This is a genomic window from Candidatus Schekmanbacteria bacterium (genome assembly GCA_016219965.1).
Lineage (GTDB): Bacteria > Schekmanbacteria > GWA2-38-11 > GWA2-38-11 > J061 > JACRJM01.
Window position 1 is genome coordinate 31,017 of sequence record JACRJM010000009.1, and the last position, 12,019, is coordinate 43,035.

At 39.9% G+C, this 12,019-nt stretch carries 10 protein-coding genes and 1 riboswitch; of the genes, 4 read left to right on the plus strand and 6 right to left on the minus strand.

Features of this window, described 5'->3' with window-relative positions; all coding sequences use genetic code 11:
- Positions 1-3 precede the first annotated feature (3 nt).
- Genes mrdA through HZA77_11090 form a run of 4 tightly spaced genes read left to right on the plus strand, consistent with a single transcriptional unit; the run spans position 4 to position 4,881 of the window.
- Entirely contained in the window at positions 4-1,878 is a 1,875-nt protein-coding gene (gene mrdA, locus HZA77_11075; protein ID MBI5375968.1) for a penicillin-binding protein 2, read from the plus strand.
- A gap of 22 nt (positions 1,879-1,900) precedes the next feature.
- On the plus strand, positions 1,901-2,842 hold the full coding sequence (locus tag HZA77_11080; GenBank protein MBI5375969.1) for an SDR family oxidoreductase: 942 nt from the start codon (positions 1,901-1,903) through the stop codon (positions 2,840-2,842).
- Positions 2,843-2,851: 9 nt separating this feature from the next.
- The gene (locus HZA77_11085) at positions 2,852-4,057 is read left to right on the plus strand and encodes a glycosyltransferase family 4 protein (protein ID MBI5375970.1); all 1,206 of its coding nucleotides are present in this window, start codon (positions 2,852-2,854) and stop codon (positions 4,055-4,057) included.
- Complete coding sequence (locus HZA77_11090; GenBank protein ID MBI5375971.1) at positions 4,054-4,881, plus strand: glycosyltransferase family 2 protein; 828 nt, start codon at positions 4,054-4,056, stop codon at positions 4,879-4,881. Before HZA77_11085 ends, HZA77_11090 begins: the two co-directional genes overlap by 4 nt.
- Before the next feature lie 5 nt (positions 4,882-4,886).
- On the opposite strand, the gene HZA77_11095 is transcribed toward HZA77_11090, so the two are convergent.
- Genes HZA77_11095 through rpiB form a run of 6 tightly spaced genes read right to left on the minus strand, consistent with a single transcriptional unit; the run spans position 4,887 to position 10,989 of the window.
- Positions 4,887-6,140: a nucleotidyltransferase family protein gene (locus HZA77_11095; protein ID MBI5375972.1), complete on the minus strand. Its 1,254-nt coding sequence runs from the start codon at positions 6,138-6,140 to the stop codon at positions 4,887-4,889.
- The gene (locus HZA77_11100; protein MBI5375973.1) at positions 6,140-7,045 is read right to left on the minus strand and encodes a hypothetical protein; all 906 of its coding nucleotides are present in this window, start codon (positions 7,043-7,045) and stop codon (positions 6,140-6,142) included. The genes HZA77_11095 and HZA77_11100 overlap by 1 nt, the downstream gene beginning before the upstream one ends.
- A gap of 57 nt (positions 7,046-7,102) precedes the next feature.
- On the minus strand, positions 7,103-8,284 hold the full coding sequence (locus HZA77_11105; protein ID MBI5375974.1) for an aminotransferase class V-fold PLP-dependent enzyme: 1,182 nt from the start codon (positions 8,282-8,284) through the stop codon (positions 7,103-7,105).
- A 42-nt stretch (positions 8,285-8,326) separates the two neighbouring features.
- Positions 8,327-8,803: a transcriptional repressor NrdR gene (gene nrdR / locus HZA77_11110; protein MBI5375975.1), complete on the minus strand. Its 477-nt coding sequence runs from the start codon at positions 8,801-8,803 to the stop codon at positions 8,327-8,329.
- Complete coding sequence (locus tag HZA77_11115; GenBank protein ID MBI5375976.1) at positions 8,800-9,249, minus strand: cytidine/deoxycytidylate deaminase family protein; 450 nt, start codon at positions 9,247-9,249, stop codon at positions 8,800-8,802. The genes nrdR and HZA77_11115 overlap by 4 nt, the downstream gene beginning before the upstream one ends.
- A gap of 15 nt (positions 9,250-9,264) precedes the next feature.
- The gene (gene rpiB / locus HZA77_11120; protein ID MBI5375977.1) at positions 9,265-10,989 is read right to left on the minus strand and encodes a ribose 5-phosphate isomerase B; all 1,725 of its coding nucleotides are present in this window, start codon (positions 10,987-10,989) and stop codon (positions 9,265-9,267) included.
- Between the two features lie 605 nt (positions 10,990-11,594).
- Positions 11,595-11,670: riboswitch (cyclic di-GMP riboswitch) on the plus strand.
- Positions 11,671-12,019: the final 349 nt, after the last annotated feature.

Below are 12,019 nucleotides of genomic sequence, written 5' to 3' on the forward strand. Positions count from 1 at the left end.
AAATTGCCGGTTAGAAGGTTCCAGGAAAATGATATAAAAAATTTTGTTTCCCGTATAACATTTTTCCGCATAATCATCATTTCATTGTTTTCTATCGTAATGTTTAAATTCTTCCTTTTGCAAATGATCGATTTTCGTAAGTTCTATACAATGTCTATTGACAACAAAATAGGGATGATTTCGAAGTCTGCATTAAGGGGAACGATTTATGACAGGAATGGAGTGATCCTAGCAAGGAACAATCCAAGCTTCGATGTAGCAGTGGTCCCAGAAGAAATAAAGTCGCAGAAGGATGTTATAATCAAACGCATTGGTTCTATCCTCTCTGTTCCGGACAACCAGCTTTTTCAGAATCTCTCAACAGCACAATCTTACAGGAAATATGATCCTGTGATATTAAAGAGAGGTCTGGCAAGGGATGAAGTTGCAAGGCTTGAAGAAAACAGGGATGTTTTAAGATCTGTAGAAGTAAATATAGAAGAAAGAAGGCTTTACCCACTTGGGAACATAGCTTCCCAGGTACTGGGGTATATAGGTTTCCCCAGTCGAGATGACCTTCAGGCAAGAGAGAATCTCAGCATGAATACATCTATAGGAAAACACGGAGTGGAAAAAATATATGATGATATACTTCGCGGTGAAGATGGATGGGAAGCGGTTTTAAAAGATACTTATGGACGAATAAAGGAAGCTAAGGGAAGGCAGAAGGTAGAACTAAGAACTCTTAGCAAAGAACCACAATCAGGGACAGATATAGTTTTAAACCTTGATGCAAATTTGCAGGCTTACGCTGAATCTCTTCTTGAAGGGAAAAAAGGCGCAATAGTAGCTATCGAACCGCAAACCGGTGAAGTTCTGGCAATGGTAAGCCAGCCCTCTTTTAATCCAAATATCTTTGTCAACGGAATAAGCAGCAAAGAATGGCAGGAGCTTATTGGTACTAATGGCAATCCTATGATGAACAAAGCTATTGGCGGATCATATCCGCCGGGTTCGGTGTTTAAGGTCATCACAACTATTGCGGGTTTAGAGACAGGAATTATAACTCCGGATACATCAGTACATTGCAGCGGTGAAATTACAATAGGCAACAGAATTTTTCATTGCTGGAAAAAGGGAGGACATGGGACACTTAACCTTGATGGAGCTATAAGGAATTCATGTAATGTATTTTTCTATACCATGGGGAAAAGATTGGGTGCAGATACTATACTTAAATACGCATCTATGCTTGGTTTCGGGAAATCTACAGGATTAGACTATCCATTTGAAATTCCCGGATCTCTTCCTGATAAGAAGCTTAAAGAAAAATCCTCTGTTACTCCTTCGTCAGCTAGCAACTCTTTGACTGTTGCTATTGGACAGGGTAATATTATGGTTACTCCAATACAGGTTGCCCGGATGATGGGTGCTGTTGCAACCTTTGGTAAACTTCCAAAGCCCAAGCTTTTAAGGAGCATAGGACATGAACCATTGAAAGAAGAAAAAATATCTTCAGATGACAATCTTAATTTGAACAGTGGGACTTTCGCAATTATTAGAAAAGCTCTGTGGGGTGTTGTAAACGGAGGTGGCACGGGAGGAGGAGCAAGAGCAGCGGGGATAGTAGTTGCGGGAAAAACAGGGACAGCTCAGGTAGTGACACGTTCAGTTATAAAGGCATATCAGGAAAAAGGATTACCAGTTCCGGAGCAATTGATGGATCATTCATGGTTTGCAGGTTTCGCACCATATGATGACCCTAAAATAGCTTTTGCGATTTTTGTGGAGCATGGTGGATCCGGTGGGAAAGCAGCAGCACCGATAGCAAAAAAACTTATAGAATTCTATTTTAAAGATAGCAACGATGGCGACGAAGAGCTAACATCACCAACTTAGAATAAAATAAGAAAGGGGAAAAATGCAACGTACGCTTGTTACCGGAGGTGCTGGATTCCTTGGATCACATCTTTCTGATAGGCTTTTAGCTGAAGGACATGAGGTTGTCTGCATGGATAATCTCATAACTGGTGATATGGACAATATCGCTCATCTGTTTGGGAATAAGCATTTTCATTTTATCAATTATGATGTGACGGAGTTTGTTTACGTTCCCGGAAAGGTTGACAATATACTACATTTTGCATCACCTGCAAGTCCTATAGATTACCTTGAATATCCTATACAAACTTTAAAGGTAGGGTCTCTTGGTACACACAAAGTACTTGGGCTGGCAAAGGAAAAGAAAGCAAGGTTTCTTCTTGCATCCACCTCGGAGGTTTACGGAGATCCTCTTATACATCCGCAGCCGGAGACATATTGGGGTAATGTCAACCCAATAGGCCCAAGAGGCGTTTATGATGAGGCAAAAAGATTTGCAGAGGCTATGGTAATGGCATATCACCGTTATCACGGAGTCGAAACAAGAATAGTAAGGATATTTAATACTTATGGCCCGAGAATGAGAATAAATGACGGAAGGGTTCTTCCAACTCATATGTGTCAGGCTCTCAGAGGGGAAGATATCACGGTTTTTGGTGATGGCGGACAAACAAGAAGTTTTTGCTATGTGTCAGACCTGGTTGAAGGAATTCTGAGACTTCTCAATTCAAATATAGTTGAACCGGTCAACATAGGAAACCAGGAAGAGATTACTATCCTTGATTTTGCTAAAGAGATTGTAGAACTGACAGGAAGCAGAAGTAAAATCATATTTAAGGAACTACCTCAGGATGATCCAAAAGTTCGCAGACCTGATATAACTAAAGCAAAACAGCTGCTTGGCTGGCAGCCAGCTGTCAACCGGAAAGAGGGACTCGCCAGAACCCTTGACTATTTCAAGCAAAAACTTAATCTTGCCTGATAAAGAAAAATGTCAAAGATAGCAGTTGTCGACCTTCTTTTTCACTGGCCACCTGATGGTGGATCGAGAATTGATCTTAAAGAAGTATTCTCAAGAGTGGCGCAAAAGCATGAAGTGAAGTTTTTTGTTCCTGAGTTTATGCGCTATTACCCTCGGGGTGAAATTCTTACTCCCTTTAATGATTCGATAGAACTTGAGCTGATTCGTTTCAATGCAATTACTTATAACTTCTACCATGTCCCTACAAGGATAAAAAAAGTAGTAGATAAATTTAAACCTGATTATGTTTTTGTGGCTGACGGCGAGCTCATAAAACCTTATGTGATTGATGCTCTCAGGGAATATAAACCTATATTACGATATTATTCATATGATAGCTTCTGTATAAAGGATTACGGGACTTTCTTTCATAATGGTAAAGTTTGTAACCGCTGTTATCTTGATACGCCTCTTTATTGCATTAACTGCTCGTTAGCATGGATACTTAAATACAGGGCCCGGATGGCATCACATACATTCCTGACATCTCTTGCTTTTACTCCTCTTCTGTATAGGACTATCAAGCGTGGCCTGGCTTCGGCTTCAGCGATAATAGTGTATAATAACTATATTGCTGAGATAGTAAAACGTTTTAATCCTGAATGCCTTGTCGTCCCTTCCGGTGTAGATATAGAAAGATTCTCTCCTGTTTCAGGAAAGGAGAGAAAAGGAAAATTTAAAGTTCTCATGGCGGGGAGAGTCGATGACCCGGGGAAAGGATTTGATATACTTTACAGAGCTTGCAAGAAGCTCATCGCTATGGGACGGGACATAGAGCTTGTTATTACTGGTGAAAAGAAAGTGAGGGATGAATTTGTACGATCTGCAGGATGGCTTACACCTGATGAAATGCCCGGGCTATATAACGAGTGTGACATAAGTGTTGTTCCTTCTATCTGGATGGAACCTTTTGGAATGGTGGCCGTTGAGTCGCTTGCGTGTGGAATTCCGCTTATTGCAACAAGGACCGGCGGGCTTCAGAATATTATTGAAGAATGCAAGAATGGTTTTCTTGTTGCCCCGGGTGATGTTGACGAGCTGGCTTCTGCTATTGACAGATTTATTTCTGACAGAGGATTGCTTGAAAAAATGAGTGTTGCAGCGCGTAAAAGCTCGGAAGACAGATATGATTGGGACAAGATTGTCAGTCAGGTTTACATGCCGCTCTTCGAATGAAAATATCACTTTATATTCCATGCTTTAACGCATCTCTTTATATTAAGCGGTGCCTCGAAGGGGTTTTTAACCAGAGCATCAATATAGACGAAGTGCTAATAATTGATGATGGAAGTACTGATAACACAGTGCAGATTGCGTCTAAGTTCGATGTCAAAATAATATCTCATGAAAGCAACAAAGGTCTTGCCGCAGCAAGAAACACTGCCATAAAAAACTCGGCAGGAGATTATATAGCATCCCTTGATTCAGACTGTGTTCCAGAAAAAAACTGGATCGAAAAACTCATCCACGAATTCAGGGACAATAAGATTGCAGGAATAGGAGGGATGCTTGTCGAAGGATATCAGGATAAACCCGCTGACCTTTGGAGGGCGGTAAACATGCCCCAGCACTGGGGTAACGAACTGACTTATAATCCGGAATTTCTTTTTGGCAGCAATAATATTTTTCGTAAGGAAAGTCTTTTAAAGGTTGGTATGTACGATGAAGCTCTGGGGAATAACGGAGAAGACCACCATATATCTCAAAAACTCAAATCAATGAATTATGCCTTGATATATACTCCGGCTGCAAGAGCAGTCCATTTAAGGCAGGATACTGTTTCATCTATATTACGTACTCACTGGAATTGGTACAGGATGTTCCACGAACCCGTGAATATCGAAAATCTGAAATTCAGGACTCGATACAATCTCAGGACTTCGCGTGACAGGATAAAAGAGGATATAAGGAATAGACAGTACAAACTGCTCTCCATTGATTTAATTCTTCCAGCCGATCAATTTATTAGAGACATCAGGTACTTTGTACGGAAAAGATAGAAATCCTAATGTCTCTTTTTTATGTCTGCCAGAATAGATGATGTTTTAACCCTTTTAAAGGAAAAAATCCTCAGAAGGTGAAATGGCCTGTAAAGATAATAAAGTAGAAGCATTCCCCCAGATGCGGGTGGTCCATAGATTTCCTTCATTGTCGAAACTGGCGGGCAAATATGTCTTAGAAAGAAAATAACTTTTTTCACCAGAGTAGGCTGCATAAAGAAAGTTTCCCATCCTGCGAGTGTTATCTTGGTGTTTATACCGGCTAAAATATTGTCCACCATAGTTTCAGTGAATCGCAGCAGTGATGGTGATACCAGAGGTTTAAGTTTTTCAGCAAGTTCTTCAAATTTTTCTGATGACAGAACGAAAGCTCCTATTCTGCATGAATAATAGAGAGGCTCAGCAAGATTAAGATCTACAGTTTTTTTAATAAATGAATCTGATAATAAGGTGTTGCCGCATTTTGAAAAAATCGCATCCATATCGCAACAGTGACGTGGAAGCATAGTAAGGTCTGTAATGTGTGATTTCTTGGATATATGGAGAGATATTGAAAGCATTAGATTCTCAGGTGACGGTATGAAAATGTTTTGTGTTTCCGGCAAAAGTGTTTTGCCTTCCCAGAACCAGTTTGTTTGCGGAGAAACTCCTGTGAAAATCTCAGCAAATTTAAAATGTACCTCTAATGGAGAAGCAAAATCTTGATAGTAATAATGCGGAAGGTGATTAAGATTATCAATACACCACTTGGTATTGCCGGGAAAATTTGAACACTTAAAACCGTTTTCTAAAAGTATTTTTTCAAATTCCAGCACCTCTGAGGATTTTACCATTATATCAATATCACTTAAATATCTGAGAGAAGGATGTTCGTATACTGACGAAATCAATGCCGTTCCCTGCATGAGCATAATTTCTTTTCCGTGTTTTAGGGTTATTTCAGAAATATGTTTGAGAATATTCATGATAAGAAGGTTTCTTGCAGCGTTGGAGTGGTAGAGTTGTTCGAGCTTTTCCTTTACCCTGATTGGAATTGAATTTAAATGGCCTGTCTGCTTAAGATTATAAAAAATAATATTAGAAAGGCCGGTATTAAAGAATATCCCCATTGCCCTGTCCCAGATAGAATTCTGGGCAAGATCAATTCCTGAATTTTCTTTAGCGGGGTTTTTAAGATAAGACAATGACGAGAGTGTTAAGAGAAGCCTCTGGTCATCGGGCAGTTTGTCAAAATAGTCGCTTATGAAGCGCTTTTCCATTAATCGAGCACTATTATTACATTACCTGCATCAAGAAATTTGCTTTTCTTATTTTCGTACTCTATCTTTCTTGAATCCTTATTGGATAATATTATTCCGCTTTCATCAGTTCTGATCTTTATCAATGCCCTCAGAACAAGAGGACGTGTTCCTGCTTTGGGATTTGAAAGAGCGCTTTTAATATCTTTCGTGTAGAGAACAAAACTCTCGTCCGGAATGTTTTTAACTGACAGTTTGGAGAAGCTGTATATTTCTTTCCCGCTCTCATCAGTTATTTTGGGGAACATTACCGGAGTAGTTTTTGTATGACGTGCGTCAATTATAAGTCCGGAATATTTTCCGGTAACCACAGCCACAGGTGTTTTAGGGGATTGTGAAGTCACCCTCATAGCTTGTCGCTCGCGCAATTCTTCTATAAGGGCTTCATCAGGATTTTTTTCCACTCGCGTTTCTTTTGTATAAGGGAGAAGAGACTGTGAAAAATTGCCGTAAATTTTCAGGGTTACAGTCGTTCTTACAAAATCATCTCTGATAAGCTCGTTCTTGATATCAGCAACCTTTGCAGCATTGCTTATCTTGGCGCCTACTAATTTGATTTTTGAACTGAGATCTTCCACTGAAATCTTTGAATCAAGTTTAACCTGCTTTAGAATATCTATAAGATTTTCTTTTGCTTTTATTATGGCATTTCTTTCCGCCAGCTCCTTTGAAAGCCTGTAAGGACTGACAGAAGCGTCAACCGGGGCGCTACCCCATGCATAGACAAATCCTTTTGACCAGTTTATTCTACCGTTTTCAAAGGATTGAATAGTGTCTGCAGCCTTTGCGCATAACATACCTGAAGCAAAAAAAAGTATGACAAACAGCACTGCTTTTCTCATTACATTATTTTTTAAAGTTTCCATATTTTAACGTTAAATAAAAACCATTACCAAATCAATATAAAAGCTGAAAAGCTCTGCCTATACTGCAAGTTTGTTTAATGAATATACTGCTTTTGATATTTCTTCTTCAGTATTGAAAAAGTTAACTGAAAAACGGAGAATATTTTCTTTGGTGAAATAACGTACAATTATTCGATGCTTCTCGTAGAGCTCTTTTGTTAATGATGAAGCGTCACGGCCATTGATCTTTAAGGCAACAAGCCCTGAGTCAGGTTTACCGTCATAGCTTGATGGCGTCAGGACTTTTATGTTCTTGTTATTAGCGAGACCTTCTATCATTTTTTCTGCAAGGAATCGAATCCTCTCCTCAACAGCTTTTATCCCGAATTCGGTCAGGATTTCAACACCAGCATCAAGTCCTGCCACCAGGCTGCAGTTTGTATCGTACATTTCAAACCTTCTGGCAGCCGGGTGAATCTCCATTTCAAGTCTTTCTGTATCAAGTGATTTGATAGATCTGTAACCGGCATTGATGCTCTCAGTCTTGGCAAGGAGATCACGCCGGACGAAAAGAGCTCCGGTACTTTCAGGTCCAAGCATCCACTTTTGGCCGGGGATAGCATAGAAATCACATCCGATTTCATTAAAGTCCACATTGATATGTCCTGCCGACTGAGCACCGTCAACAAGCAGTGGAATACCGCATTCTCTTGAGATCTCTGAGATTTGCTTTATTGGGAATCTGTATCCGGACATACAGGATATATGGCTTAACATTATAAGCTTTGTTTTCCTGGTTATTTTTTTTCTGAGCGAATTCAGTAAAACTTCAGGAGGTTCAACATTTAGAATTTTGATATTTACTCCTTTCAGCCTTTTAAGCTGAATCCATGGGACTATACCGGCAGGATGCTCTTCTGAAGAAATTATTATTTCATCTTCTTGCTTAAAATCAAGGCAAGTGACTACAATATTTATCCCTGATGACGTGTTCTGGGTAATTGCAATTTCATCTTCATCAGCACTGAAAAATGCTGCAAGCCTCTTCCGCAGAGAGTTGCGCGCAGCCTCATGAAGCTTCCATACATCCAGGTTGGCGACTCCCTCTTCAATCTCTGTTGCTGAAAAGGCATCTATCGCGCCCTGCACTTTTTTGCTGCGCGGGGCGCACCATCCGGTGTTCATGTAAATATATTTTCTGAATACCGGAAAATCATTGTGAAGCATTTTTATGTCGCTGTCTTTGATAGTAATATCCATTGTGAATGCTTTAGCCTGCTGTAACAGGCGAAATTCGATCCATTATTTTTTCTTTGATTTCTTTTTTCTCTGGTTAAGCAGTCCTGACAACTCTTTCATGAACTCATTAATATCCCTGAACTGCCTGTAAACAGATGCAAATCTGACATAGGCTACGTCATCAAGTTCATGCAGTCTATTAACAACTATTTCGCCTATCTTTGTGCTCGAAACCTCTTTTTCTCCCAGTTCCTGCACAGCATGCTCTACCTCCTCGGCAAGTCTTTCCATGGCGTCAACGCTGATAGGCCTTTTCTCGCATGCCTTTGTTATGCCTGAGAGGATTTTTTGTCTGTCAAAAGGTTCCCGTCTGCCATCCTTTTTTATGACCATTACTGAAATTTCTTCTATGTGTTCGTAGGTGGTAAACCTGGTTCTGCACTTCAGACATTCCCTTCTTCTCCTGATCCGCCTTCCATCCTTGTCTTCCCTTGAATCAACGACCTTGTCTTCAATATGTCCGCATGCAGGGCATCTCATGGCAGGTCAACCTTATAAGAGCATATGCCGGCTTCTGCGAGAAGTTCTTTTGCTAGCTCATCAGGGTATCCCTCGATGAAGTATATCTCTTTTATCTTTGAATTTATAAGCATCTTTGCACACAGCGAACAGGGATAATGAGTGCAAAATATGGTTCCTCCTGATATGGTAGCTCCCGAAACTGCTGACTGGATAATAGCATTCTGCTCAGCATGGAGTGCACGGCAAAGCTCGTGGCGCTCTCCTGAAGGTATTCCGAGCTTTTCTCTCATGCAACCTATCTCAAGGCAGTGTGAAAGACCTGAAGGCGCGCCATTATATCCGGTAGCGAGAATTTTTTTATCTTTTACTATAACACAGCCCACCTGACGGCGAAGGCAAGTCGACCTTGACTTTACAATCATGGCAATCTGCATGAAATATTCGTTCCATGAGGGTCTTTTCATATTCTTTGTATTTTTTTATTGGAGCCTGTGAGCATAAAATGGAAACTTCTTGCAGAGCTCTTTCACTTCTGCTTTTACTCGTTCCGCGGTTGCCTGGTCATCCTTGTGCTCAAGGACATCGTTTATCCAGCCGGCTATTATCTTCATTTCAGGTTCTTTTAATCCCTTTGTAGTAACTGCCGGAGTACCTATTCTTATTCCGCTTGTTACAAAGGGGCTTCTTGTTTCAAAGGGAACAGTGTTTTTGTTTACTGTTATTCCTGCTTTTTCAAGTGCAGCCTCTGCATCCTTGCCTGTGAGATTCTTATTGTTTAAATTTACAAGCATCAGGTGTGTGTCTGTTCCCCCTGATACAAGGTGAAACCCTCTTTTTACAAGCTCCGACGCCAGTGTCTGGGCATTTTTGATAATCTGCTTCTGGTAATTCTTAAATTCATCGCTTAAGGCCTCCTTGAAAGCAACTGCCTTTGCAGCGATTACGTGCATCAACGGTCCACCCTGAATTCCGGGGAATATGTTTTTATCCATGAGCTTTGCAAGTTCTTCGTTATTTGTCATTATCATTCCTCCGCGTGGTCCGCGAAGTGTCTTATGGGTTGTTGTGGTGACGAACTCGCAATAAGGGACCGGGTTAGGGAAAAGACCTGCTACCACAAGCCCTGCATAGTGAGCAATATCAGCCATCACCATGGCTCCAGTTTCATCTGCTATTTCCCTGAACGCTTTGAAATCTATCTGTCTGGGGTATGCACTTGCCCCTACAACAATGAGGCGCGGTTTGTGCTCTTTCGCAAGTTTTCTCACCTCGTCGTAATCAATTGTTTCCGTGTCCTGTCTTACGCCGTAAAATTTTATGTTATAAAGCATGCCTGAAAAATTCACAGGACTTCCATGAGTTAAGTGCCCGCCATGTGAAAGGTTCATGCCAAGCACGTTGTCGCCCGGTTTGCATACAGAAAAATAAACTCCCATGTTTGCCTGCGAACCGGAATGGGGCTGGACGTTTACGAATTTCGCTCCGAACAACTTTTTTGCACGTTCCCTGGCAAGATCTTCGGCAACATCTACAAACTGGCAGCCGCCGTAATATCTTTTTCCCGGTAAACCTTCGGCGTATTTGTTGGTCATAATGCATCCCTGTGCTTCGAGAACAGCTTCACTTACAATGTTTTCAGATGCAATGAGTTCAAGCTTGTATTCAAGCCGTTCTGTTTCTTTTCTTATTGCTTCTGCAAGTTCCGGATCAACTTCGCTTAGTCTTTTCACTCCAGTACTCCTTGTGTTGTTATTATTTTTTCCAAAAAGTTCGTTTTCAAGTGTTGTTATGCGGTCAAGCCTCTTCTGGTGCCGCCCTCCTTCAAATTCTGTTGTAAGCCAGACTTCGGTTATTTCAACTGCATGTTCCTGTTCAATTGTTCTCCCGCCAAGGATAAGAATATTTGAGTTGTTGTGTTCCCTGCTCATCTTCGCTGTATATGTATTGCAACAAAGTGTCGCCCGTACTCCCGGAAATTTGTTGGCCACTATGGACATCCCGATGCCTGTACCGCATATCAATATCCCTGAATCAGCTTTCTTCTCAGATATGCGGCGTGCAACTTCTATGGCATACGCCGGATAATCGACTGAGTTATTTGATTCCGTTCCCAAGTCTTGATAGGGGATACATTTTTTTTCAAGGTATTTTTTTATTGTTTCTTTGAGCTCAAATCCACCGTGATCAGAACCTATTAAAATCATGGCATTATCCGTTTCTTTTAAGGTTGCTGTTATGGAACTATATTGAAGAAGGGGTGCTTGTCAAGGAGACTTTTTTATCTGCATATAAGCGACTTAAACGCTAACTCATTTTTTAACAAATGGGTCTTTGCTGAGCATGGTAAAATGATGTGGTGTGTTAATGAGAGTCAATTTGAATTTTAATCAAATGTATATGAAATGCAGTTGGTTTTTTCTATGTTAGGAGTCTTTATCTTTAGATAGAAAAGAAGTTAACACATTGTAATTTTGCAATTTAACGGAAGCAAAAAATAATGAAAATAACGATTGTTCTAATGTTATATTCGTTTATGAAAAGTCATTTGCTTGGCGTTGTTGTACAAAATTGAACAGCATTTCAAGCCTCGATTTATAGTTTTTCTTCAAGTTTTGATGTTTCATTTTTTAACAATAATTTTAGTTAATATCTCGTTTTATTTGAGCATGTTGGTTCACTTTTTTAATAGAAAAATGAAAAGTGTTTTTTTGTTTTGGAACAAGACTTGCATGTACCAGACGAACTAGAAAAAAATAATGGAAAGGAAGTAATCAGAGAAAACTAAAAAGTAAATTTTGGGATTAGGAAGTCTCCGAAATGGTAAACCCTGTGCAAGCAGGGGGCACAAAGCTTCGAATCCTTTGCGGGATGGTCGGGCTGCCGAAGAGACACATTACAGGTTCGATAAATAAAAGCCTGTTCTTCGCGTCCGGAGAACAGGCTTTTTTATTTACGACTTTATAACAAAGAAAAAATTATGGAAAACTTTCGTGAAAAAAATTTTTTAAATATGAAAAAAATTTTCCTTATTGCGTGTAAATTTAATTTCCAATTTTATAGGGATGGTAAATTAAATGACGTTTCAGTTTAAAAGTAAACGATGTTTAAAAACAGAAACATTAATTGACTGGGCTGTTGTTGTAATTATTTATACTACAACATCATATAATATAATTAATAAATTTATAAAGAATATTCTGAAAAATATTCCGAATATGGAACGACAATTGCATA